This is a genomic window from Bradyrhizobium sp. BTAi1, from assembly GCF_000015165.1.
GTDB classification, from domain to species: Bacteria; Pseudomonadota; Alphaproteobacteria; order Rhizobiales; family Xanthobacteraceae; genus Bradyrhizobium; species Bradyrhizobium denitrificans.
The window spans coordinates 1,610,147-1,634,789 of record NC_009485.1; the positions used below are offsets into that span (position 1 = coordinate 1,610,147).

Consider the following 24,643-nt stretch of genomic DNA (forward strand, 5'->3'; position numbering starts at 1 on the left):
TTGATCCAGATCAACTACAGATCCCGGCCTGGAACGGGTGATATACGCGCTGGTGTGCGATCTTGCGCAACGCCCGCTACGGATATTGCGGCGGATAGCATGCCGTCGTGCTCAACGTCATGGTGTTGGCGCTGCCAAACGTTGAAGTCCCATAAAACCACGGGATGACAAACTGGAACGTATAGGTTGCGCTCACCTGCTTGCCGCAGGCAGGTTGCGTGACCGTGAAGGCCGCAGCCGTGACATCAAGCCCCCATGCCTCGCCTACGGCATAATTTTGGATCAGGCCCGCGTTGGCGCACGCCGTGCTATTGACGGCGGCGCATCGCGCGGCGGCTTCGGTCGCCCGGCTCAAGGTCGTAAATGTCCATAGCAGGCGGCCGATGTCGATGATTCCGAAGATGAACAGCAACAGCACCGGCAGGACGAAGCCATATTCAATGGCGACTGCGCCGCTCCGACGAGGCCGAGTTCGCGATTTCAGGATTGGCGCCATCGCCTAGTTCACCCTGACCACCGCTTTCGCGGTAAATGTGCTCGGCACCGGCAGACCGGGAAGGGACAAAATGCTCAGGTGATTGAGCGCCGCGTTGACCTGAACATATTGGCTCACAGCGCTCCCGTCGGGGCAAGTCGAACTGCATGTCGCCACCGCGATGCCGGTTGCTTGTGGACAGCCGCAAAACTGCGATGGAGCCGGAGTGGCTGTCAGGGCCGGCGTGCCGCCCGGATAGACGCTGCTCGCATTGAGTACCGAATTGGTAATGCCCGCGGAATCCCAACCGTTCTTGGCCGCATATAGCATGCCTGCTTCGACCGCATTGCTCACCTGCATTGCCTCATACATGGCGAACCCGAGATCGACCGTCCCCACCAGTAGAATGAACAGGAATGGGATAAACAGCGCGAACTCGATGGCCGCCGTGCCCGATTCACTCCGGCGTCCGGACAGTTTTCCAAATCTCGTCTTGGTCGGGGTCATAAATGCTCCTCGTCTACTCGACAAGCCGAGACGCGCTGCCACCGATCGGAACGGCGCATTGAGAGCCGAGAGTGGCGTTATTGTAAATCGCGATCTTGCGAGCGATCAGCTGACCGCAGGTGCGGGCATTCAGCGTCGCGTTGTTGTCGAACTGGAGGATCTGATTCGGAAAATAGACGGCGCCATTTAGGTTCAGGATCGTGTTGTTGCTGAATCTCTGAGTACTCGTTGAAGTCGCAGTCCGGGGGCTGGCAAAGACCAGACCGGTATATTCTCCACTTGTGGGGGCCGTGAGGTTCATCGTCAAATTATTCCCAAGGGACATGGCGTAATTGCCATTGATGATCAGCGTGACGCCGGTTCCGTTCACCGTCACGTTGTTTTGCAGACTTAGTTGAGTGTCGATGTAATAGGCGCCGGGGTCGAGGTTGAGCGTTACGTTATTGCTGTAATTCAAACGGCATAAATGGACTTCCCCGGTGGGGTTGAGGATATGCACGGTGGAGGCGGACGCAGGCGGATTTGTGCAAGGGCCTGGCGGCGGCTGCAGCGGGACGCCGGCGTAGGGGTCCGTCATCGCCGCGGCATTCTGCTTTTGAGGCGTGCCGGTAAGTCTGGCGTTGTTCGCCAGCGACCACTTCCCGACCACCGAAACGGGGCCCGTGATCAAGGCGTTGTTGTTGAGCGTGAGGGCGCTGTTGCTGTTGGAGTTGGCGCCGACGCCGCAAGCATTCACGGCGGCGTTGTTGTTGAGATAAACCGCCGCGGAGGCCGTAGGGTCCAGCGCAAAAACGCAATAGAGGCCCGCATTGCCCTGGAGCGCCACCGCGCTTACGCCCAGCTTGAAAATCCCCGAGCCGAACAATCCAACGAGAATGAGAGTCTGAGGCTGGGTGATGATCACCTGGACCGCGGTTGGATCCGCGGCATGCGCGGCGCTGGCCGGCGGACTGACCGGCGGATGATTGACGGTGATCACGACGCCATCGACGCCGTTGACATAGCCGACGGCGGCCGCGAGCGCATACGCCTCGGTCCTGAAATCGGCGGGATGGCCTGTTGCCAGTGCGGTTGCGGCGCCGAACGCCGCCGCGTCCGCGGCCGACTGCATTTGACGATGCTTGTAAATGGCGAAACCGATGTCGACAGCCAACGCGGCCATGCCGATCAACACGGCCGCTAACAGGCCCATTTGTATGGCGACGCTGCCCTGGTGCGACCAGCGAAGTTTTCGTGCCAGGGCGCCGATCCGAATACGCATCCTAATGTACCCCATACAGATGCTGTCCGCGATGCGGCCACATGACGAAGCCGCAAAACGGGTCAGTTGCATAACGGCTCGATGTCGGCTCGCTCCACGCGAGCCGACCTGACATGGCTGCTCGAAATTAGAACGTTCCGCGATGCGAAATGCTCTGCCGTCGAGCGCCGATCGATAATCGCGCAACGTCATGAACTATAATGCCAGAGTTACCGATACCGTTGCTCTTGCCCTTGGCGCATCGGGGCACGTGCTGTCCAAAAACGCGCAAGGGTTTGGGAACCGTATTCTTTTGGGGTGTTGAGCTATGTCAACGCTTAATTGTCAATCTGTAATATCAATACCATTGATTGTATCTGTATTCAGGAACAAAGGGGCATGGGATGCGTAAGTTCGCTACAAAGGTGGCCGGCTGGCTTTCGATCGACTCTGAGTCAGGTGTCACCGCGATCGAATATGGGCTTCTCGCCGCGCTGATCGCTGTCGTGATCATCGTGGGCGTGACGCTCATCGGCACCAACCTCCAGGCCATATTCAACTACATCGGCGGCAAGCTGAAGGTACCTGGCACCTAGTAGTCTCAGCCGGCGACGCCGTGGCCGTCGCCATGTGGTGATCGCCAGACTGCCGTTGCGGTGTTGAACCGCATCAGGACGTCATGAGCGCGTTCCGATTTTGTCGATTTTGACAATGGGGCATGCGATGCGTAAGTTCGCTACAAGGGTAGCCGGCTGGCTTTCGATGGAGTTTTAGTCAGGTGTCACCGCGATCGAATAGGGGCTTCTCGCCGCACCGATCGCTGTCGTGATCATCGTGGGCGTAACGCTCATCGGCGCCAACCTCGAGGCCATATCCAAATACATTAGTGGCAAGCTAATGGTACCGATGCCTAGTAGTTTACACCAGCGACGCTGGCGTCGTCGCCGCGCGCCAGGACGCGCGGCATTTGCGGGTGGACAGAAGCCATGAGCCTTCTGTTTCTGGTCCACGCTATCTGTCAGCCGGCGAGCCTGATTGTGCTCGGCATCAGCGCTGCCATCGATTTGAAGGACAGAGTCATTCCAAATGAGCTTGTGGTGGCTATCGCCGTGATCGGATTTGCTCAGGGTCTTGCTTTGAGACCCGGGCTGGTTTGGTTTAGCCTGCTCGTTGCCATCATTGTATTCTTCGGGCTATGGATCGTCGCTCACGTCAAGATCATTGGGGGCGGCGACCTGAAGCTCATCAGCGCCGTGACACTTCTTGTCCCGCCCGATCGCGTTGGACAGCTCTTGATCGACATCGTTCTGGCCGGCGGGCTGCTCAGCTGCTTCTATCTCGCGGCGCATTACGGGCTTAAGCGTCTGCCCGAGCCTCGATCCGCCGCGGCGGAAGCTGCTCCTTCGGCGAAGAAGAGCGGGTTTGTCCGGACGCTCAAGGCGGAGCGTATCAGGATCGGTGGAGGATATCCTATGCCTTACGCCGTGGCCGTGCTGGGCGGCGTCATCGTTTACAACGCCATGCAGTTCCTTCAACCTTAGTTGTGCCGTTGCGCGATAATCAGCCAATCAACGGCAGGATATGAGGAAGCGCAAGATGCCCATTCCCACCATGCCCGACGAGAAAATGCGCCTTGCGCTGAAGGAGCTGGAGCAGGCCGCTTAAAACCACGAGCGATGGGCCGAAATGAATTTCGGCACCGTGATCTGGCGCCGGATCAACGGGATATCAGCGACGACGCGCATCGCATGTGCCGGTTTGGCCAATGGTACTAAAAGGATGGGATAAGCGAGCTTGAATACCATCCCGGCGTCGCAGAGATCGGACTTGAGCATGAGCGGATGCATCAGCATGCGGCGAGACTCCTGCGGGCGTCCGCGAGTGGCGACCCGATCGAGATCGGGGACTTCGAACGCTTCGTGACCTCGGTGAAACGTCTGCGTCTGGAACTCGCGACCGTCCAGCGTGAACTCGCGGATACGCTCTTTAACCTTGATCCGTTGACGGGGACGCGGAGCCGCACATCGTTGCTGACAGGCCTCCGCGAGCAACGGGAACTGGTAAGGCGCGGCGTGCAACCGTGCGCCCTGGCGATGATGGATCTGGATCACTTCAAGGCTATCAACGATAAGTATGGACACGCCACCGGGGACAAGGTGCTGATCTATTTTGCGCGCCACATCATCATGCACCTGCGCCCCTACGACAAGATATTTCGATTTGGCGGCGACGAGTTTCTGATCTTTATGCCGGACGCCGACCTGAAGGCAGGCCGCGACGTCGTTGATCGGTTGCGGGAGGAACTCGGGGCGTTGCGAATTGACGCGAATGGCAAGGAGATGTTTCAAGTCACCGTCTCGTTCGGGTTGACCCTTTTGGACCCGGACATACCCGTAGAGCAGTCCATTGATCGCGCCGACAACGCTCTTTACGTCGCCAAGGCGATGGGAAGGAACCGCGTAATCGTCTGGAACGATTCAATGAGTGCATCCCCGGCCGGCTCTGTCTAAATGCTGGTGTGCCAAAGGACGTAATTCCCGCAGGCTCAAACTTGGTTCGATACCGGAGATCTCCGCCCTCGCGCGTATTCTCTTGAAGACGAAGCGTAGGTTTCGCTCGGGTTCGAGCAGACCCTCGGCAACGATCAGCGCGCAGACCGCCGCTCGTACGTCTCCATCACACACTGCGATAACCTGGTCCGCCCGCCAGCTCAAGAGCGTCAGGCTCGATCTGGCAAATTTGCGCGGAGGGACGGAACATTGGGCCGCATTCCGTGTTGACCGGACGGTCGTGTCCTATTTTGTTCACTTGTCAATCGAGACCCATGGCGAGGCTTTATCGGCTCGGTTGGCGTGTCCGCGTGCGTTGCGTTTGCGGCGTTGTGGATGCCCCTGTCAGCGAGAGAAAGTGCGAATATAAGGCCAAGCCAGACTTGCAAACTGCGTGTGGGCGAAAGGTCGCGGTTTTCCGCTCGGGAGACTCGGCAGCCGTTTGATGCGTCCGCGATCCGGAAGCAGGGGTGTGAACTTGATCGAGCGTTGGTCGAACCCGAAAGGCAGTGCCTGCTTACGAGTTTCGGCGATTGAAGGTTGCGTACCTATCGAAGCCCGGTACCAGCCGTTAATGCAGGCGCGCCTCGGGTTGACATCTTCCCCAGCCTGTTCATGGCACCGGTCGGCCTGTAGAGACCACGTCGTTCCGTCACCGGCTTAAACGCGTCCATCAGCCCCACGAGAGTCTCAGCCGCGCCGAGCATTAGAAAGCCGTCAGGCTCAATCGCCTTGGCCAGGCGATTAAAGATATTGATCTTAGTTTCTTGATCGAAATAGATCAGCACATTTCTGCAGAAAATGACGTCAAAGATACCAAGCCTTGAAAAGTCATGCAGGAGATTGAGCTGGCGATGCTGAACCATCGCGCGCAGATCGGCATTGATCTGCCAAAGCTCGCCTGTCTGCTTGAAGTATTTGACCAGTAACTGAATTGGCAGACCGCGCTGGACTTCAAACTGGCTGTAGAGTCCCGTCTTGGACTTCTCGAGCACTTCCTGCGAGAGATCGGTTGCAAGAACCTCAACTCGCCAACCATTCAAAGCTAGCCCCATCTCCTTCAAGCACATCGCGATCGAATAAGGTTCCTGGCCGGTTGAGCCGGCCGCGCACCAGATCCGAACGCTCCGGCGACCCGCGCGCGTCTTAAGCAGCTCTGGCATGATCACATCGCGAAAATGATCGAACGGTGTCTTGTCCCGGAAGAAGAACGTCTCATTGGTGGTCATTGCTTCGACCACCTGAGCGACAAAGGGACTCGAGCCACCCTTCAGCTTCTGCACGAGGTCGCTAACGTCGCGCATCCCAGATTTGCGCGCCAATGGGAGCAGCCGGCTTTCAAGCAGGTATTGCTTGTCTGACGACAGATCGAGACCTGAATGATCCTTGAGAAGTTTGCGCAGGAATTCGTAGTCAGGAGGGATCATGGGTGCTCTCGAAAGCAGGCGAATTGATCACGGAGATATCCGCGAATTCTGGTCAATCAGTCGGATATCTTGGAATCTCGGATATCTTGGAATCTGGCCACGACAGCGTCCCTGTTGAAAGGCTTCACGACGTACTCGTCGGATCCGGCATGCAGCGCATCCGAGATGTGATCGATATTGCTTTCGGTTGTGCAGATCACCACGATCGGCTGATCGCCGCCCGACAGACGAAGCAAGTTTCCGAACAATTCGCATCCGTCGGTGACCTGCGTGTCCCAGTCGAGCAACACAACGTCGGGAAGATCACTTTTGCGCGCCTCCACTGCCTTCTCCCCGTCCTTGGCTTCGATGATCCGGAATTCCAGTTCTTCTAGAATTCGCCGTGCGATCTTCCGCCCGACACTGGAGTCATCGACGACCATGCATGTCTTCATGAGTCTTCCCAAAGACGGCAGACGGACTGCGCTGGAGCGAACCAATCTCAAACGCGTTCCACGCAACCGCTGCTCGGCGTTTACTCCGCGACAGTGCCGATACGTGTTCGGCGGCTTCTTTAGCCGAATACCCGCTGAGTATTCTCCCTCCCGTTAAGTTTCGGGTCCGCACAAATACGGTATGGAGTGACTGCTCGCCAACGGGTCGCATTTTCAAACAACACGGCAATACCGACGGTGCACCGAAGCATTCTTGGGATCTAGGCAAAAGCGAATTCCCAACGCAGTCGATGCACGCGGAAACCGAACGCGCCCTCCGTGTTCCTACGGTGCTCAACAGTTAAACAATCTAGAAGCATTCCAATCAGAATATCAGGAACCGGCTGATTCCATCGGTCACAAAATTCGTAAGCTAGGTCTGCAGATGCGCACCAATCTTCCTGTGACGACCGTCGAATATCCGATCTCCGATGAAACCATCATCGTCTCCAAGACGGATCTGAAAGGGAAACTGACCTATTTCAACGCGGCGTTTGTCGCTGCGTCGGGCTTTACCGAGGCGGAGCTGATAGGGCAGCCACACAACATCGTCCGCCACCCCGACATGCCGCCGGAAGCGTTCGCTAATCTCTGGGAGACACTAAAGGGCGGCAATCCCTGGGTTGGCGCGGTGAAGAACCGCCGCAAGAACGGGGATTTCTATTGGGTTCTGGCTACCGCCTCGCCGGTGCGTGAGAACGGCCAGATCGTCGGCTATACCTCAATTCGAACCAGGCTTTCCGCCGACCAGCGTGAGGAGGCTGAAAAGGTCTACAAGCTGCTGCGCGACAGGAAGGCGCAGGACTACAGGATTAGCGCAGGTGTGATCCGGCGCCGGTCGGTCGTCGATCGGCTGTCGTTCTTCACCGGCACATTGAAGGCGCGCTTGACGATGCTCGTTTCCGTACTCGCTGTGTTCATGGTCGTTGCGGCGCTGACCGGCATCCTGTCGACGCGCGCCAGCAATATCCGAATGAAATCGATTTACGAAGACCGAACGGTGCCGCTGTCTCAATTGCTTGAGATCAATGATCGCATGCTGCAAAACGCGACGCTGCAATACGAAGCAGCTGCCAACGGCCGTGCCGAGAGGCCGGTTGGCGACGTCGCGTCTAAGGTCAGCGCGAACATCGAACGAATTACCAAGGTCTGGGGTGACTATCTGACGACTTATTTCACGCCAGAGGAAAAAGCCCTTGCAGAAAGCTTCTCCTCGAAGCGCAAGAATTATGCGGACAACGCCGTTAAGCCTGCGCTTGCTCTGCTTGGCGAACGCAAGTTCGACGAAGCCAATCTGCTGCTGGCGGGCAAGGCGGGCGAATTCTTTGCGGCCGCCAAGCAGGATCTCGACAAGCTCGTGGAGATCCAGGTCAAGGAAGCCCAGCGGGAGTACGATACGGCCATCCATGAATATATTGTCGCGATCGTGATAGCTTCCATCATTCTCCTGGTCGGCCTGTTGTTGGGTGGATGTATTGGAACGCAAACCATTCGCAGCGTGCTGCGGCCATTGAAAGTCCTGAACGAAACGATGCTCAATATAGCGATGGACAAGCTCGACAACCGCATTCCAGTCGAGCACGACGACGAACTCGGCGAGGCGCTGCGCAACATGCAGAACGTCCAGGCCATCGTCCGGTTCAATGCCGCAGAGGTGAAGGCCGTCGAACAGCAGGCGGCCGCGCAACGCAAATTCGATATGGCGCGGCTCGCCAGCGAGTTCGAGGGGGCCGTCGGAAACATCATCGAGACCGTGTCCTCTGCCTCAAATGATCTGGAATCATCAGCCTCCACGCTGTCTTCGACCGCAACTCGTTCCCAGCAGCTTGCGACCGCGGTGGCGGCCGCCTCCGAGGAAGCCTCGACCAACGTCCAATCGGTTGCTTCCGCCGCCGAAGAGCTGACCTCTTCCGTCCACGAGATCAGCCGTCAGGTTCAGGAGTCGGCCCGGATTGCCAGCGGGGCCGTCGAACAAGCCCGCACGACGAATGAGCGGGTCAATGAATTGTCAAAAGCCGCTGCACGCATCGGTGACGTCGTTGAGCTGATCAACACCATTGCCGGACAAACCAATCTTCTCGCCTTGAATGCCACCATTGAGGCGGCCCGCGCCGGCGAGGCCGGACGAGGTTTTGCAGTGGTTGCGTCCGAGGTAAAGGCCCTCGCCGAGCAGACCGCCAAAGCCACTGGCGAAATCGGCCAGCAAGTATCCGGCATTCAGGCAGCAACCCAGGATTCGGTGATGGCGATCAAGGAGATCAGCTCGACGATCGAGCGCCTGTCGGAGATCTCTTCGGCGATCGCAGCGGCCGTGGAAGAGCAAGGCGCCGCCACTCAGGAGATTTCTCGAAACATCCAGCAGGCCTCACGGGGCACGGAGGAGGTCTCCTCGAATATCGTTGATGTTCAGCGCGGGGCCAGCGAAACCGGGGCCGCCTCATCTCATGTCCTGTCGGCTGCGCAGTCGCTGTCAAACGAGAGTACCTATCTGAGAACGGAGGTAGGCAAGTTTCTCGACGTCGTGCGGGCGGCTTGAATATCCTGCTCTCCAAGAGTCAAAGCAATTGTGCCGCATTGAATCGCGATCTGGTTCGGAGCGAATCATGCGGTTGAAGGCTTGTCCGTCTCAGGCAGAATGGTAGATCTCGATCGCTTTTCTGAGCTGAACGTTTGCGTCTGGCCGGCGTCGCGCCGAACGTTGTCAACAGCCGACGGCCCGACACGGAGGTGCTTGCAAGCGCTCTCGACTTCGCAGGATCTGCTCCGGCGCGCAGCCGCGCACGGACCTTGGGTGAAGCGATCCGCGCGGAAGACGGAGTTGCGGATGCGATTGCGACCCTCGAGCGTATAGTGGCAAGTTAATTTCAAGACGGCGCACGGTCAGAAGGCACGCGCGTGCTTATGCCGACGGTGGCGCCTGGCTTGCGCCACCGACACCCCGCGCTCCCCGACCAACTTGACCGCTTCGACCTTGAACTCGCGACTGAACTTCCGTCTCTTCATCGCCCACCTCCGGCTCAATGAAACACCTAACCCAACAAGGGAGGTCCCCCGGCTCTGCCGGGGAGGCAGCAGAAGTTTGACATTTCCTTCAGTTGCCCATCGTCGAAACTCTCGACTCGTGAGCCTCCACGCACACGAAAGGGAATTTCGCGATGGACGATTTAGAGAGCCTAAGTCACAGCAAATGGGAGTGCAAATACCATGTTGTTTTCATTCCCAAGTACCGCAGGAAGGTGCTGTACGGCGAGCTGAGGCGGCATCTCGGGGATGTTTTCCGCAGGTTGGCGTTGCAGAAGGAGTGCAGGGTCGAGGAGGGGCATTTGATGCCCGATCATGTTCATATGATGCTTGAAGTGGACCCCAGATTTGGGACCAGAAGCATAGTTGGAATCTAGCCGTTCCGTTTGGTAAACGGAGCGGACGATGACGAAGAAGACGAGACGGAAGATCGACGCGGCGCTGAAGGCGAAGATCGCCCTGGAAGCGCTGCGTGAACAGGTGAGCGTGGCAGATCTGGCGCAGCGCTACGAGGTGCACCCCAACCAGATTTACGCTTGGAAGAAGCAGCTGTTGGACCAGGCGGCCAGGGCTTTTGACGCCGGTGCTGGAGAGGTCGCGGAAGCTGGTCGCGACCGTGAGATCGAGAAGCTGCATGCCAAGATCGGCCAGTTGATCGTGGAGCGGGATTTTTTAGCGAAGAGGTCCGGAAGATGAGCATCCCGGACCGCAGGGCGAAGCTCGACCGCGCCCATGGCGTGCTGTCGATCCGCCGCCAGTGCCGGCTGCTCGGGCTGTCGCGCTCGAGCGTTTATCGGACGCCGCTGCCGGCCAACGATGATGATCTGGCGCTGATGCGCCGGATCGATGAGTTGTTCACCGCCCGGCCGTTCCTGGGCTCGCGGCGGATGGCTTGGCTGATCAGCGAGGATGGCGTCAGGATCAACCGCAAGCGGGTGCAGCGGCTGATGCGCAAGATGGGGATCGAGGCGTTGGGGCCGAAGCCGCGCACCAGCAAGCCCGCGCCGGGTCATCGGATTTATCCCTATCTGCTGCGCGCCATGACCATCGACCGGCCGAACCAGGTCTGGGCCACCGACATCACCTACATTCCGATGGGGCGCGGCTTCCTCTACCTGGTGGCCGTGATCGACTGGGCCAGCCGCGCCGTGCTGAGCTGGCGCCTGTCCAATACGATGGACGTGTCGTTCTGCGTCGACGCCCTGGAGGAGGCGCTGTCGCGGTTCGGCAAGCCGCAAATCTTCAACACCGATCAGGGCAGCCAGTTCACCAGCGCGGCCTTCACCAGCGTGCTGGAAGCCGCCGGCATCCAAATCTCGATGGACGGCCGCGGCCGCTGGATGGACAACGTGTTCATCGAGCGGCTGTGGCGCAGCCTCAAGCACGAGGACGTGTATCTCAAATTCAACTAAGAAAGCGGCATCAGTGGTCCTGCTCCTGGGGTCCACTTCAGATTATACCCTACTGCATGGCGCCTTAACCTCCAATCTCCCAGGCCGGGCACCGCCTTCCAAGTGGGCCTCCTGTTTGAGACTCCCAGGGCGGGGTTGCTCGTTTTCCTACGAGCATTGTGATCAGCGTCATCATGAAGGTTTTGTGGCAAGAAGCACAATTTCGCAGATGTGAGCATTCCCAACTTTCCGTGGGAGTAGTCTGTGCCGGCGGGGGCGACAAACGGAGGAAACACACCATGTCCAAGAAAGCAGCTGAGCACCACAAACAGTCGGCAGAACACCATACGCATGCCGCCCGCCACCACGGCGAAGCCGCTAAGCATCATGAAAGTGGAGCGCACGAAAAAGCGGCGCATCATGCACATACCGCAAGGGGGCACGCGCTTCACGCCAGGCATCACTCTGACGAAGCTGCCAAGCTTCACATGGAGGAACACGGCAAAAAGTAGTTTCTCCCCGTTCAACGGTGAATTTGAGGCCGCTTCAGTTGGCGGCCTCTTGTTTTACTCAGCAATACCGATCATCGGATGATCCTGTCTTCGCTGCCTTTTTGCGTGGCTCCGCTGCGCGATGTTCGCGAACATCACTGGCAAACGGCGGCGGCCCGTCCGTAGCATCTCCGTCGTGGTCGCCACTCAGGCCGGTCGTGCATTGTCCGGCGTCGAGGAGCGTTCGAAGCGAGCAGCCGTCCGGCAGCAGCGCGACGATCCGAGCTCTCTTCTAGACGAACGCCTTCGTAGTTTTACGGACCGGCCTTTTACATTACATTGGGTTACGTCGGCTTGCTTATGATGGTCCCCGCGAATCAATCTGGGGGAATTCTTTTATGCCGTACACCCAAACATCAGCAACCGCGCCGCAAGGTGTTCGAGTCTTCAGTGATGACGAGTGCGTTCGGAGGCTTGCCCTGCTCATTGAGGACGCGGACAATAAGAACCTTGATGAGATCGTCACGCTGATCGCGCGTTTGGCGGTTCCCATAGAGCAGTGTTGACACATAGGAGGTCGCTCACCCCCGCGCTGAGGGCACCTCGGATTCGCCAAGCTGCCCCGGCCGCACCCACCCAGCCCAGAGCGGCGACCCCGCGTCTTGCGAAACGTCGCGCCATTCAGAACAGAACTGCGAACTCGTATGTTATTGAAATAGTATTCTGATTTTCGGCGCGGCGCATATATCGGTCCGGGCGGCAGAAAGCCAATGGCTGCCATTTTGCTGCTGCCGCGAATAGGGAGGGATCGGCGCACAACTTGAGCAGAACGAAGGACGCAAGGTCCCCGCTCTGGCGAATCCGCCTGCCTTTTACCTCGAAGCCCTTCGTATTATCTGCGCGATCGCCGATACGAGAGCGGCAAGTGCCGCGACCGCAGCCCACCGCGATTGCAGAGTCAGATCGCAGCCGACCGATTCACCGTTTGCTGCAAAGAGCCCCAAGTTCAGGGCGACGCGCAGCGCAAGGGCGCTTGCGGCGAACGCCGAAATGAACGCGGTCCAGGAGGCGGCACGCTTGCCCATCGCGCTCCTCAAAGCAGCGCCACGGAGCGTGCAAGCCATATTGCAGCCTTCGTACGTCGCGGCTGGGTCACGTCAAATCCTCGGGTGCAGTCGAACATGGCTCGCCGAGCGTTGATTTTTCGCTCGGCATCGAAGACGCGAAGCTGCAGGCTGGTCCGATCAGTATTTTGCGACGATAGGCCCGCCAAATCGATAGTTCACGCGCACCGTGGCCATATCGACTCCCTCTCGAACGTTATCGACGCGGGTCTGCATTCCGATCGGCGCAACAGCCGCGTTGAGCGAGGTGAACGAAATGCTCCGGCTGGGTATGAAGAGGTGATCGTACTCGATACCAACCGACCAATTCGGCGCAAAGCCGATTTCAATACCCGTTCCGATCGTTCCGCCCCAGCGTGTTCCAGAGGCCCTGTCGTTCAGGACGCTCGTTCCGGTTATCAGGCCATCATACTTGTCGTTCGTGATGGCCGCGCCCCCTTTGATGTACCAAAGTACGTTCTGCCATGCCGCGCCGGCCTGCCCAGTGAATAAGCCGATGGCATCGGTAATGGTTCGGTTCGTCAGCGTAGGGTCGAGTTGGCTGATATTCGATCCCCGCAGATTGGCCCAGTCGCCCTGCGCCTCGACACCCAGCACCGCGAACGCACTCTGCCAGCGATATCCGGCTTGGCCGCCGGCAATTGCGCCCGACGTGCTGTGACATCCCTCGGAAATAGCTGGGCTGTTCAAGACACCGAAGCTGAAGGCATCATCCCAGCAGGCGTGGGCTTTACCGCCGCCGACGTTGACTCCGACATAGAAGCCGCTCCAGTCGTAATTGGGCTCGAACACCGGCTTCGGCCGGCTGTAATTGTAGTACACCCGTTCCGTCTGGTCGGCGCCGAACGAAGGACTCGCGACAAGGCCGGCCGCCAGGAGCCCTGCTGCGCCGATCAATACTCGTTTGGTCATTGCGGTTTCTCCGAACTCAATCCGGGATGGCTCATGACTTGGTGGTGTCTTTGGGCATTTCGGGGTTGGGTATTTCGGCTTTCGGCATTTCAGCCTTGGGCAGCTGGACCGCGTCAAACACGCAGGCGCGCCAGTCGGTGGTGGGGCAGTTGGTTGGCCAGCCGCCGCCCAGCGCCATAAACAAGGCTGCGACATCCGAAAGTCGTGTGGCTTCCGCCTGAACTCGCGCAATCACGGCGGAGAGATACGCTTGCTGGGCCGTTAATACCGTTGCCTGATTGACCAGACCTAGGACAAGCTGCTTTCTGATCAGATCGAGGCTTTTCTTTGTGGCCATTTCCGACTTGATAGCGGCCTGCACCGCCGGTGTGTCCTGCTGGAGGCTGCGCAGAGCGTCTGCGACGTTCTGGAACGCCGTGATGACGGTCTGGCGATACAGCGCATCGGCCTGGTCAAGCGCGGCCTCGGCCGACTTCTGCTTGTGGTACAGCGTAAACCCATCGAAGATCGGGCCGGTGACACTCGCAGCCAACACGTAAAATCCTGTGCCTGGGGTAAAGCTCTGGGCGAAGTTGTAGCCGGTCGATCCGCCATTCGCGGACAACGGGAAGCTAGGCAGACGGGCGGCGATCGCAACCCCGACCTGTGCGCTTGCCGCATGCATTGCCGCTTCCGCGGCCCTGACGTCTGGCCGCTGGCGCACAAGCGTGCTCGGCAAGCTCACCGGCAGGTTTCTCGGCAATGCGATGTGTTTCAGATCGAACTTCTGGAGAACCTCGTCGGCGGAAAACTGGCCGGCAAGTGCCGTCAACAGGTCTCGTTGTACCGCGAGTTGCTTCCTTAGGGGCAGCAGGGTCTGCTCCACCTGAGCGAGCGCCGCCTCCTGTGTCAGCACGTCGGTCTGCGCAGCCTGGCCGGCATTGAATTGCTTCTTCAGGAGCTCGAGTATCTCGCGCACAACCTTTATGACCTGCTCGATTCCCTCGATCTGGCCGCGCAGCGAAGCCTCCTGAATGGCTGCAGTGACGACGTTGGCGGTAAGCGCCAGGTGGGCGGCCTCGAGCTGGAAGTGGGCCTGCTCGGTCAGCGCATCCAGGTTTTCCACGGCCCGGATGTTAGCGCCCCAGACATCCGGCAGGAAGCTAACGGTCACCTGATGGGTCACCAGCGAGTATCGAGTCTGCGGCACCGAATCGAGAGGGACTCCGAAAACGGTTCCGGCGTTCGTCAGGAGGGTTTGTGAGGGGCCAGAACTGCCGCTGATCTGCGGGAAGAACAAGCCGCGCTGGGCAAGTGCGTTGTAGTTCGCTACCCGGATCGCCGCTTCCGAGGCCTGCAGCGTCGGACTGTGGTCGACAGCAAGCCTAATCAGGTCGTTGAGCGGCTGCGAGCGAAACGCCGCCCACCAACGGGTCGGAATATCGCCCCCTTCGATGAATCGCTGGCCGGCGATCCCTGGCGACTCCGGGCTGGAGTGGGGCGAGGACAGCAGCTCGGGTGTATAGCGCGCGACATCCGGCGTCGGCGGCGACGAGAACTTCGGTCCAACCGCGCAGCTCGACAGTAGCAGCGCCGCGCAGGATGCCGCGAACACCGAACGATACCTAAGCATTCCAACCCCGATCATTTCCGAACAGCGAAGGGCTTTTGGTCCCGGTCCCATCGCCTGAGGTAAACGATCTCTGAACGCTAGAGCACTTGGCCTCGCCGGGAACTGTGATTTGTCACGGCAATTCCTCGGGGTTTGTCACAGTGAAATGCCAAGTCCGTCAGAGGCATAATTACGGGGATTTCAAAGCCTGCGTGCTGGTGTCGCCCGGGCTCTCGCATGGGTGCATTGATGGCAGTGGTCCAATCCAGAGTGATCGTCGTTGTTGCGGGTGGCGCGCTGTGCTTCCTGGCTGGAGCAGCCTCAGTCAGCTACGTCAACGGCTGGTTGCAGTCGAGCGCCCAGATCGTGAGCCCGAGCGCAAACGCTAAGACGGATTCTCCTGAAGCCAAAATGGGCGTCGTCGGCGGCATGCCGAGCATCGAACTTAATGAGAAGCAAATGCTGACCGTCAAGGTCGAGGCGGTCAAGGACCAGGAGTTCCCGCTCGAGAAGGCGGCGGTCGGCAGCATCGATTTCAACGAAGAAATGACCCTTCAGGTCTTCACGCCGTACCAGGGGCGCATCCTGGAGACGTTCGCCAAGGTCGGCGACGAGGTCAAAAAGGGGCAAGTCCTCTTCACAATCGATAGTCCGGATTTGCTTTCAGCCGCGTCAAGCCTGATCGCAACTTCCGGCGTGCTGCAGCTGACGACGCGGGCATTGAACAGGCTCAAGACGCTCTATGAAAGCCGGGCGGTCGCCCAGAAGGATGTTGAGCAGGCAATCTCGGATCAGCAGACCGCTGAAGGCGCGCACAAAGCTGCGCGTGATGCTGTCCGTATTTTCGGCAAGACTGACGCCGAAATTGACGCAATCATCAAGGAGCGCCGGGCCGATTCAACGCTCGTGGTGAAAAGCCCGATCAACGGTCGCATCACCGCGCGCAACGCCGCTCCCGGGTTGTTCGTCCAACCTGGCAGCGCGCCGGCGCCGTTCTCGGTTGCGGACACCTCGACCATGTGGATGATCGCCAACGTCGCTGAAAGCGACGTTTCGGCCATCCACGTCGGCCAGCACGTCAAGGTCTCTGTGATGTCGTATCCCGGCAAGATCTTCGAGGGGCACATTTCAACGATCAGTTCGAACGTCGATCCCAACACGCACCGGATGCTGGTCCGCTCCGAGATCGAGGACCCTGATCACGAATTGCGCTCCGGCATGTTCGCGCGCTTCTCGATCGTGATCGGCGCTCCCGTCAGATCACCTGCCGTGCCGCTCGACGGGGTGGTGCGCCAGGGCGATGGCACCATGACGGTATGGGTCACGATCGACAGGAAGCGTTTCACTCAACGCGTCGTCAAGATCGGCGACCAGAAGGACGGGCTGCGGCAGATCATGGAAGGGCTGCAGCCGGATGAACTCGTTGCCACCGAAGGCGCGCTGTTTCTGAGCAACATGCTGGCTATCGGCCAGGCAGGCGGCTGAAAAGTTGTGGATCGCATCCATCCGTCCAACAGCAACTCGATCAGAGAGGCATAAAAAGTGCTGAAGGGAATCCTCGCATTTGGCTTGACCCGGCGCGCCATTATCTTGTTGGGGGTGCTGGTGTTCATCTGCGGTGGGCTGATCGCGTTCCGCAACCTGAACATCGAGGCTTATCCCAATCCCGCGCCGGTCATCCTTGAAATCACCGCGCAGGCGCCGGGTCTGTCGGCCGAGGAAATGGAGCGCTACTACACGATTCCGATGGAGGTGGGTCTTGCCGTCACACCGGGCGTCGATGTCATTCGCTCGACCTCGTTCTATGGCCTCTCGTTCGTGCGAGTCACGTTCAAATACGGGGTCGAATTCTATTTCGCCTACACCCAGGCGGCGCTCAGCCTTCAGCAGCGTGTCAACCTTCCCAACAACACGCAGCCCAATATTCAGCAGTCCAGCCAGGCGGGCGAGATCCTTCGTTATCAACTGGCCGGACCTCCGCATTTCGGATTGACCAACCTGCGTACCGTGCAGGATTGGATCGTACAGCGCCGCCTTCTGACGGTTCCCGGAGTCGTTCAGGTGAACTCGTGGGGCGGCACGACCAAGCAGTACGACGTCGAAGTCGATCTGCACAAGCTTGACGCCTACAACCTCACGCTCCAGCAAGTCACGACTGCGCTCAGCAATTCCAATATCAATGTCGGTGGACGCGAGATCGCGGTCGGACAGCAATCGGTCAATATTCGGGGCGTTGGTTTGTTTGACAGCGGCGGCGAGAAGGACCTGACCCAGGGTTACAAGGTCAGCGATATTGAGAACGTCGTGTTGACCCAGATGAACGGCGTCCCCGTGCAGGTGAAGGACGTCGCCAAGGTCTCGGTCGGCTTCGTGCCGCGGCTCGGTATTGCCGGCCGGGACAGCAATGACGACGTGGTGATGGCCATCGTGGTCATGGGCAGAACCTATCATACGAACGAGGTGTTGCCGCGCGTCGAGGCGGAGATTGCCAAGATGAACAGCGACGGCACCCTGCCTCCCGGGGTCAAGTTGGTGCCATTCTATGACCGCGGCACGCTGATCTCGGTCACCACCCGCACGGTGCTGCACAACCTGATCTTTGGCTGCGCACTGGTCTTCTTGATTCAGTGGCTGTTCCTCGGTGATCTGCGCAGCGCAATTATCGTCGGCGTCAATATTCCATTCGCGTTGTTTTTCAGTGTCATTGTCCTCGTGCTGCTGGGGCAGGACGCGAATCTGCTGTCGGTCGGCGCCGTCGACTTCGGGATCATCGTGGACTCCGCCGTGATCCTCGTCGAAAACATCTTCCGGAACTTCCAGGCAAGCGACAAGCACAAGCAGGAAACTCTGGGCTACCTCTCCGAAGGTCAGTGGGGTCCGGATCCAACCCGGCCCAAACCTGGCTCTCCCAATCTCTGGACCGATCGGTTACGGCTGATTCTGGCCAGTGCATTGCAGGTTGACAAGGCGGTGTTCTTTTCCGCTGCGATTACGGTCGCCGCTTTCGTTCCGCTGTTCACTATGCAGGGCGTGGAGGGCCAGATCTTCAATCCGATGGCCAGAACCTACGGCTATGCGCTGGTCGGAGCGCTGATCTCGACCTTTACGATTTCGCCGGTGCTGGGCTCTTTCCTGCTGCCCGAACACGTCACCGAGACAGAAACCATCGTCGTGCGTGCCTTGCGGGCGGTGTACGCTCCAGCGCTGCGCTGGGCGCTCGGCCATCGCAAGCTGGTGGCGTCCCTGGGATTGGCAATGCTGGGTGTGACCGGATTGCTGATGATGCGCCTCGGTAGCGAATTCCTGCCGCACCTGGAAGAGGGCAATCTCTGGATTCGCGCGACCATGCCGCCGACCATCGGCCTGATGTCCGGCGAACCGGTGGCTCACAAGGCACGCGAAATTCTGCTACGTCATCCCGAGATCACCACGGTGGTCACGCAGCACGGACGCCCCGACGATGGCAGCGATGCGGCAGGATTCAATAATCTGGAACTCTTTGCGCCGCTCAAGCCGTTTGACCAGTGGCCCGCCGGTCTGACCAAGGACAAGCTGACGAAGCAATTGCAGCAGGAATTCGCCGACGAGGCTCCGGGGGTCGTTTTCAACTTCTCGCAGTACATTCAGGACAATTTCGAGGAGCAGCTGTCCGGAGTCAAAGGCGCGAACTCGGCCAAGATAGTCGGGCCCGACCTCGTGACCCTCGAGGAGCTTGCGCGACAGGTCCGGCACGAAATGGCCCAGGTCCGGGGCATCGAGGATCTCGACGTGTTCTGGGTGCGCGGTCAGCCCAATCTGAACATCAAGGTCGATCGGGAGCGGGCGGCCCGGTACGGACTCAATACCGGTGACGTCAACACCCTGGTCCAGGCGGCGCTTGGAGGCGCGCATGCGACCGCATTGCTCGAAGCGGACCGTCAGTTCAACGTCGTGGTCCGTCTGCCGGCGGAGTACCGGGAAAGCCTTGAGGCGGTTCGCAACATCAAGGTCGGTATCAACACTCCGGCAGCAGCAAATGCCTATATACCTTTGAGCGAGTTGGCCGACATCACTCTCGATACCGGCTCATCCTACATCTATCACGAGAGTCGCGAGCGCTACATTCCGGTCAAGTTCAGCGTGCGAGATCGCGATCTTGGCGGCGCCGTTGCCGAAGCCCAGGAACGGATCGCGGAGAACGTGAAGCTGCCGCCGGGCTACCGGGTGTTATGGGCCGGCGAGTTCGAATCGCTGCAGCTCGCCAAGAAGCGACTCGAAGTGATCGTGCCCATCAGCCTGGCGATGATTCTGGTTCTTCTCTACGGGCTCTTCAATTCGCTGCGCGACAGTCTGCTGGCGCTGGCCGGCATTCCATTCGCCGTTGCTGGCGGCATCATTGCGCTATACGTGACCGGCCTCGATTTCAGCATCTCGGCGGCGATCGGGTTCGTCTCGCTATTCGGCGTGTCCGTCATGGACGGCATTCTGATGATCACCTACTACAACCAGGCGCGGCAAGGAGTGGCGGACTCTGTCGAAGCGATGTTCCAGGCCTCAACGCAGCGGATGCGGCCGATGCTGATGACGGCAATGTCGGCCTGCATCGGACTTTTTCCGGCCGCCCTCTCCGAGGGCATCGGCGCCCAGGTGCAGCGGCCGCTCGCCACCGTGGTCGTGGGTGGCATGCTGATCGGGCCGATCATGCTCCTGGTGGTGGTGCCGGCACTTCGAGTGATGTTGCTTGGCAGAGAAGGAGAGGCGTCGGGGGCAGGCGATGCCAGTAGCTTCGCACCTGCCGAGTAAGCGAGGGGCTCTCATGGTTGCAGGCCGTACCTGTGGAATCCGCTTCGTCTGGCTCGTTGGCATCGCGCTCAGCGTTTCAGTCATAGGTCCAGCCATCGCCCAGGATGCCGGGGGTGGGGTTGAGGCAACGCCGGCATCGGGCACAGGAGCCGATCAAGGCAACGGTGGGTCGGCCAAAGGCGGCGGGCCGGATGTCAACATGCTGTTTGCGCCGAAAGGCAAGGGTGGCAAGGGATCACCACCGAGCGGGTTTGGCAAGGTGCAGGGAGCAGGCGTGGGCCCGATCCAGCCCACTGCAAGCGCAAAGCTGCAAACCGCCGGCCCCGCGACTGCGAGTTCGAACAACGGGACGCTCCCGGGGAAGGCCTCGACGGCCGCGCGTGCCCCGATCGCAGCGCCTCCGGGCGATCAGGCGTCCAGTTCATCGAGAAATGCCGCGGCTGCCAACGGTTCAAGCGTCAACGGCACCAGCATGGTCCGGCCAGCCGACCGAACAGCGGCCGTGGGGGGCCCGACCAAAACCGCTGTTGGCGTGTTGAGCGGGAGTAGCCTCACGAAGCGTCAGTAAGAGCTTACGATGGCCAGATGGTTCGATCGGATGATGGGAAGTGGACGAGCACTACTGGCGCTGTCGCCAAGAGAAGCGCTATCGTTGGATCGTTCCAGGACAATGAAGAAGGTGGATGCAGTTACGGCAGAAAGCGGACGGGAAAAGATACGAGAACTTCTTCGACTCGAACTCGATTGTGCGGCCGACTCCTCACTGAGAACGGGTAACCTGACCGCCGCAAAGATCCTTCGGAAGCTTGCTGAAACGACACGGCACGTGGACGTATCGGTGTTACAGGCTTATGCGCAATTGCTTGATGACATCGTTCCCGGCACATCGTCCGACGAACTTCGCAATATTGGTTCTGGATGGTTTCCTGAGAGCGCTGCCGAATATGTGCAACGGCTGGTGTTGGTCCAATGCCCCGATCGGATTTCGCTTCAGACGGCTAACAAACGGAAGGTCTGAGTGCTTGCGCTCGAGGAGGAGCGCATATCCATTGGAGTCTCCCAACCGATCGGAAGATCAAGGTTCGATCAGCTTGCCAGTAACCGCCTTGATGGCGGCCTGAGTCCGGGTCGCGACCCCGAGCTTGATCCGGGCGTTGTCGATGTGAAAGTCGACCGTGCGTTTGCTCAGTCCCAGAATCTTGGCGATTTCGGCCGAGGTCTTGCCGCGCGCGACCCATGTCAGGGTTTCAATCTCGCGATGGTTCAGATTTACCTCCTTGACCCAGACGTCGGTTCGCGCAACGTGGGCGAGGCGTGCGTTGATGATCGACACCAGAATGTCGAAATCGATGGGCTTGGTGACGTAATCGTCCGCACCAAGCTGCCGCCCCTTCAGTTCGTTTCTTCGATCGGTAAGGGCGGTGAGGAAAATGAACGGCATGTTATTGAATCGAGGCGCGATCTTCGTGAGGTGCTCTAGAACCTCGAATCCGGACATCACGCGCATGTTGATGTCGCACAGGACCAGATCGGGCATTGTTCTGAAAATCGCTGCGAAACCCTCTCCGCCGTCATAGGCCAGCGTGACGTCGAATCCTCGCTCCGTCAGCTCTTCGACGATCAGGGCTGCCGTCTCGCGATCATCCTCGATACAGAGAATTTTCCTCTTATTAGTCGCCATCGCTGCGTCTCTGGATCGCGGAAAAGCACTGACCTCTTGACCTAGCTCGCCCACGGGAGGCTGTAGTTCCACCAGCCCTTAAAAGGTATCCGGAACCGACGCAAATGTGATAAATCACAGTAGCAGTTGAAAGCGAAAATCCGAGAAGTTCAAGAGGCTTAGTCACAACCGAAAAGAGCGGCATGCGCGCGCGTTCGCTGAAATCTGTTCTGTCATTGGTATTCCTGTTCTTCTTTCTGCTGATCGTCGCCTTGGGCTTGTTCAGCATCGAGCGGCTGCGGGAGTTCAACGGGATCTCGGCGGACGTGCGTGACATCTGGCTGCCGAGCACCCGATTCGTCGGGGATCTCAACAACTTTACCTCGGACTTCCGGGCCGCCGAGGGGCGCTATCTACTCTCTCCAAGGCAGGAGTCGGGGCCTGGCAGGAAGGAGATCGAAGGCCTCGGAAAAGCGGTGACGCAGGCGCAAACAGGCTACGAAAGCCTCCGCCAGGCGCCGTCTGCCGCCGCGCTCTACGCCAAGTTCAAGGAGAATTGGACCGTCTACCGCGAAGTGGTGGGCCGCGTCCTGCAGCTGCATGAAGCGGGCCGTACTTCGGAGGCCGTCAACCTCTACCGCACCACCTCGCAATCGGCCTATGACGCGAGCAGCGACGCGCTGGACGGTATTACGCGCCTCAATATTGAGAGTGCAATTGCCGCAAGCAATGCGGCGGATACTGCTTACCGGCATTCAAGGGCCCTGATCATCCTCGCCATGAGTATTGCAGTAGTGTTGGTCATGGGAGCGCTTTTCTATGTGAAGCGCTTTATCTCGACGCCCTTGCTCGAGCTTGCGGCCGGCATGCGAAAGCTTGCGCGAAACGACGCCGACATTGAGATACGCGGTGCCGACCGCATCGATGAAATCGGCGAAATGGCCCGCGCGCTAAGTGTCTTCCGCACGAACGCTATTGAGTTAATGCTCAGTCAACGCTCGTTGTCACAACAGGCGAGCATGCTGGAAGAGAGGCTCGCGGAGGAGCAGCGGTTAAGCCAGCTGCGGCAGGATTTCGTATCGATGGCCTCGCACGAATTCCGCACGCCGCTAACCGTAATCGACGGGCAGGCGCAGCGTCTTGCCAAAACGAGCAAAGATGCCACGAGCGCTGACATCGTCGAGCGCGCGGGAAAGATCCGCAAAGCGGTGTTCCGTATGACTACGGTAATCGACAAACTCCTCAATTTCTCGAGTCTGGTTGAAGGTAAGGCGGAACTCTATTTTCACCCCGCTGAAACCGATCTGCGGGGAGTCTTGGAAGAGGTTTGTAACGTCCATCGTGAGGTCGCTCCGCAGGCGAACATATCGCAAAGGCTGGGCACTTCGCCGTTGCCTGTGTTCGGCGACGTCAAATTGCTGTTTCAGATGTTCGGCAATCTCATATCAAACGCTCTCAAATATTCTCCCGACGGCAGTTCTATTGAGGTCATCGCAGCGACGGAGGGAGATAAGATTGCGGTTTCTGTCCGCGATCGCGGGATGGGTATTCCTCAAAGGGACCTCGCGAACATCTTTGATCGCTACACCCGCGGCAGCAATGCTTCAGGGATCGTGGGCACTGGTGTAGGTTTATACCTGGTCAAGATTGTTGCCGAACTGCATAACGGCAGCGTTGTTGTAGACAGCATCGAGGACGAAGGATCCTGCTTCACGGTTCGCCTGCCTTCGTTGCGTGTAGATAACCATCCGAACTCTCCTGAAGCGAACCTTCGGCCGGCAACATTGGGCGATAGGTAGCAAGTCGGTGAGCGGGGTCATTTGGATTTTGCCCGAGCCTGGTCTCTAAAATAGCGAAAGTAAGAGGCCTTGGTGACCAGGAGGCCGACACGGAGACTGGATTTCGCGAACCGTTCGAACCGAATTTTTTCTCCCTTCACGAACCTGAACTTTTCCGCGGTGGGGGCCCGGCCGGCGATCACCTCGGTTTCCGCCGCAGCTCTAATGATCGTTTGATTCGTGTACGCAGTCGAGCAAGCAGCTCTTCTTCGACGGCTCACGGGCGGCTCTCTTTCGACAGCTAGGGCGGCAGCATGAATCTGGACCCCATTCAGCGTGCCGCCAGCGCCATTGTAAACTGTTACGATGGACATCCCGGATACGGGATTTGTGACAGTTAGGGTTCAGCTTGGAATTGATTTCAGGCTGGCAGTTGGCTCGAAGCAGGGATGGTCCCGCTAGATGCTCGTATTTGTCTCAGGTTATTTGAGGGCACGGCCGTGTTACCGACCAACTATCTTGCCGAAATCCGTCGGGATCGCCCATGGCCACGTTGCTTGTTTCTCTCGCTCAAGCCGCCTTGCTGACCTTCGCTGGTCATGCCGAGCCGGCATTGGATCGCGGGCTGCGGCCGCCTCTCGAGCTCGTCAGGCTGGTGTGCGACCAATACTGCACCTGCTGGCGGACGCGTTATCAAGAGCGCAGGCCAATGCTTGATTATCGTGATGATCAGGCTTGTCTCGTTCGACAGTATGATCGGGCCTACTACAACAACTACTACCGGGCAGGGCCGGCAGTGGGGCTTGGGTTCGAGCGCCGATACCGCGTCCGGGAATTCCCGTTCCCATACTAGGTCGTGTGAATTTTAGATGAGGATGTTTCCTCGAAATAAGACGGATGAGCGTCAATCGGCATTTCTTGCGAAATACTCGCAAAGCCATCCGCGAGGGATCCTGTACTTTCACCCGATATGCGATTACAATTGTTTGACTTTCGCTTTTACGAGAACTGCAATGTGCCGCGCCAGCTTGCTAACGTTGATAGTGGCGTTAGCGGCCGCATTCTCGTCGGACAGCTGGGCCGCTGGATCGTTTCAGACCAAGGCAGCTCTCCAGAACGTCGTGAGGGCCGATGTGGCAGTTCCCGCGCCGCAGAGTTCGGAGCCCGCCGCTTCTCCGAGCGATTTTCTTCCTGGTTGCGGAAAGTGGCGCGTACGCGATCC

22 protein-coding genes and 2 pseudogenes are annotated in these 24,643 nt (G+C 58.9%); 13 read left to right on the forward strand and 11 right to left on the reverse strand.

The genetic code is table 11. From position 1 onward, the window contains the following. Positions 1-76: 76 nt before the first annotated feature. The 3 genes from BBTA_RS38090 to BBTA_RS07125 are packed head-to-tail and all read right to left on the reverse strand — an operon-like array spanning position 77 to position 2,243. Complete coding sequence (locus BBTA_RS38090; protein ID WP_012041778.1) at positions 77-496, reverse strand: TadE/TadG family type IV pilus assembly protein; 420 nt, start codon at positions 494-496, stop codon at positions 77-79. 3 nt (positions 497-499) lie between these two features. Beyond that, on the reverse strand, positions 500-982 hold the full coding sequence (locus tag BBTA_RS07120) for a TadE/TadG family type IV pilus assembly protein (RefSeq protein WP_148221410.1): 483 nt from the start codon (positions 980-982) through the stop codon (positions 500-502). Positions 983-995: 13 nt separating this feature from the next. Next, entirely contained in the window at positions 996-2,243 is a 1,248-nt protein-coding gene (locus tag BBTA_RS07125; RefSeq protein WP_168167876.1) for a pilus assembly protein TadG-related protein, read from the reverse strand. A 383-nt stretch (positions 2,244-2,626) separates the two neighbouring features. On the opposite strand from BBTA_RS07125, the gene BBTA_RS07130 reads away from it, so the two are divergent. Together BBTA_RS07130 and BBTA_RS07135 are read left to right on the forward strand one after the other, a co-directional pair. Then, entirely contained in the window at positions 2,627-2,818 is a 192-nt protein-coding gene (locus BBTA_RS07130) for a Flp family type IVb pilin (protein ID WP_041750423.1), read from the forward strand. A 390-nt stretch (positions 2,819-3,208) separates the two neighbouring features. Continuing rightward, on the forward strand, positions 3,209-3,763 hold the full coding sequence (locus BBTA_RS07135) for a prepilin peptidase (protein ID WP_012041782.1): 555 nt from the start codon (positions 3,209-3,211) through the stop codon (positions 3,761-3,763). Between the two features lie 120 nt (positions 3,764-3,883). Here the strand turns inward: BBTA_RS07135 and BBTA_RS38705 are convergent, their stop codons facing one another. Then, complete coding sequence (locus BBTA_RS38705) at positions 3,884-4,075, reverse strand: hypothetical protein (protein WP_148221411.1); 192 nt, start codon at positions 4,073-4,075, stop codon at positions 3,884-3,886. On the opposite strand from BBTA_RS38705, the gene BBTA_RS38470 reads away from it, so the two are divergent. After that, positions 4,064-4,732, forward strand: a complete 669-nt coding sequence (locus tag BBTA_RS38470; RefSeq protein WP_083780618.1) for a diguanylate cyclase — start codon at positions 4,064-4,066, stop codon at positions 4,730-4,732. The two genes, BBTA_RS38705 and BBTA_RS38470, sit on opposite strands and share 12 nt — an antisense overlap. 587 nt (positions 4,733-5,319) lie before the next feature. Here the strand turns inward: BBTA_RS38470 and BBTA_RS07145 are convergent. Together BBTA_RS07145 and BBTA_RS07150 are read right to left on the reverse strand one after the other, a co-directional pair. Then, complete coding sequence (locus tag BBTA_RS07145) at positions 5,320-6,198, reverse strand: protein-glutamate O-methyltransferase CheR (protein ID WP_012041787.1); 879 nt, start codon at positions 6,196-6,198, stop codon at positions 5,320-5,322. Positions 6,199-6,254: 56 nt separating this feature from the next. After that, positions 6,255-6,632, reverse strand: coding sequence for a PleD family two-component system response regulator (locus BBTA_RS07150; protein WP_041750424.1), 378 nt, complete (start codon positions 6,630-6,632; stop codon positions 6,255-6,257). A 424-nt stretch (positions 6,633-7,056) separates the two neighbouring features. On the opposite strand from BBTA_RS07150, the gene BBTA_RS07155 reads away from it, so the two are divergent. Then, positions 7,057-9,207, forward strand: coding sequence for a methyl-accepting chemotaxis protein (locus BBTA_RS07155; protein WP_012041789.1), 2,151 nt, complete (start codon positions 7,057-7,059; stop codon positions 9,205-9,207). Positions 9,208-9,584: 377 nt separating this feature from the next. On the opposite strand, the pseudogene BBTA_RS39935 reads toward BBTA_RS07155, so the two are convergent. Continuing rightward, positions 9,585-9,674: pseudogene (locus BBTA_RS39935) on the reverse strand (transposase); the annotation flags it as partial. Positions 9,675-9,826: 152 nt separating this feature from the next. On the opposite strand from BBTA_RS39935, the pseudogene tnpA reads away from it, so the two are divergent. The 4 genes and pseudogenes from tnpA to BBTA_RS07175 all read left to right on the forward strand — a co-directional run. Beyond that, positions 9,827-10,063: pseudogene (gene tnpA, locus BBTA_RS07160) on the forward strand (IS200/IS605 family transposase); the annotation flags it as partial. A 34-nt stretch (positions 10,064-10,097) separates the two neighbouring features. Next, on the forward strand, positions 10,098-10,388 hold the full coding sequence (locus BBTA_RS41770) for a transposase (RefSeq protein WP_012041792.1): 291 nt from the start codon (positions 10,098-10,100) through the stop codon (positions 10,386-10,388). Next, on the forward strand, positions 10,385-11,104 hold the full coding sequence (locus tag BBTA_RS07170) for an IS3 family transposase (protein WP_012041793.1): 720 nt from the start codon (positions 10,385-10,387) through the stop codon (positions 11,102-11,104). Before BBTA_RS41770 ends, BBTA_RS07170 begins: the two co-directional genes overlap by 4 nt. 278 nt (positions 11,105-11,382) lie before the next feature. Then, the gene (locus BBTA_RS07175) at positions 11,383-11,595 is read left to right on the forward strand and encodes a hypothetical protein (RefSeq protein WP_083780619.1); all 213 of its coding nucleotides are present in this window, start codon (positions 11,383-11,385) and stop codon (positions 11,593-11,595) included. Positions 11,596-12,446: 851 nt separating this feature from the next. Here the strand turns inward: BBTA_RS07175 and BBTA_RS07180 are convergent. From BBTA_RS07180 to BBTA_RS07190, 3 genes are all read right to left on the reverse strand, one after another. Continuing rightward, the gene (locus BBTA_RS07180) at positions 12,447-12,659 is read right to left on the reverse strand and encodes a hypothetical protein (protein ID WP_012041795.1); all 213 of its coding nucleotides are present in this window, start codon (positions 12,657-12,659) and stop codon (positions 12,447-12,449) included. A 159-nt stretch (positions 12,660-12,818) separates the two neighbouring features. Beyond that, complete coding sequence (locus BBTA_RS07185; protein ID WP_041750427.1) at positions 12,819-13,610, reverse strand: outer membrane protein; 792 nt, start codon at positions 13,608-13,610, stop codon at positions 12,819-12,821. Positions 13,611-13,641: 31 nt separating this feature from the next. After that, positions 13,642-15,222, reverse strand: a complete 1,581-nt coding sequence (locus BBTA_RS07190) for an efflux transporter outer membrane subunit (protein ID WP_244424383.1) — start codon at positions 15,220-15,222, stop codon at positions 13,642-13,644. Positions 15,223-15,438: 216 nt separating this feature from the next. Between BBTA_RS07190 and BBTA_RS07195 the strand changes: the two genes are divergently transcribed. From BBTA_RS07195 to BBTA_RS39940, 3 genes are all read left to right on the forward strand, one after another. After that, on the forward strand, positions 15,439-16,686 hold the full coding sequence (locus BBTA_RS07195; protein ID WP_012041798.1) for an efflux RND transporter periplasmic adaptor subunit: 1,248 nt from the start codon (positions 15,439-15,441) through the stop codon (positions 16,684-16,686). Between the two features lie 57 nt (positions 16,687-16,743). Beyond that, on the forward strand, positions 16,744-19,983 hold the full coding sequence (locus BBTA_RS07200; protein ID WP_012041799.1) for an efflux RND transporter permease subunit: 3,240 nt from the start codon (positions 16,744-16,746) through the stop codon (positions 19,981-19,983). Between the two features lie 577 nt (positions 19,984-20,560). Beyond that, the gene (locus BBTA_RS39940) at positions 20,561-21,001 is read left to right on the forward strand and encodes a hypothetical protein (protein ID WP_148221413.1); all 441 of its coding nucleotides are present in this window, start codon (positions 20,561-20,563) and stop codon (positions 20,999-21,001) included. A gap of 57 nt (positions 21,002-21,058) precedes the next feature. On the opposite strand, the gene BBTA_RS07205 is transcribed toward BBTA_RS39940, so the two are convergent. Continuing rightward, positions 21,059-21,664: a response regulator transcription factor gene (locus BBTA_RS07205; protein ID WP_012041802.1), complete on the reverse strand. Its 606-nt coding sequence runs from the start codon at positions 21,662-21,664 to the stop codon at positions 21,059-21,061. A 182-nt stretch (positions 21,665-21,846) separates the two neighbouring features. On the opposite strand from BBTA_RS07205, the gene BBTA_RS07210 reads away from it, so the two are divergent. Both BBTA_RS07210 and BBTA_RS07215 read left to right on the forward strand, forming a co-directional pair. After that, a complete protein-coding gene (locus BBTA_RS07210) occupies positions 21,847-23,442 on the forward strand; it encodes an ATP-binding protein (protein ID WP_012041803.1) in 1,596 nt (531 codons plus the stop codon). A 523-nt stretch (positions 23,443-23,965) separates the two neighbouring features. Next, positions 23,966-24,274, forward strand: coding sequence for a hypothetical protein (locus tag BBTA_RS07215; RefSeq protein WP_012041804.1), 309 nt, complete (start codon positions 23,966-23,968; stop codon positions 24,272-24,274). Positions 24,275-24,643 lie beyond the last annotated feature (369 nt).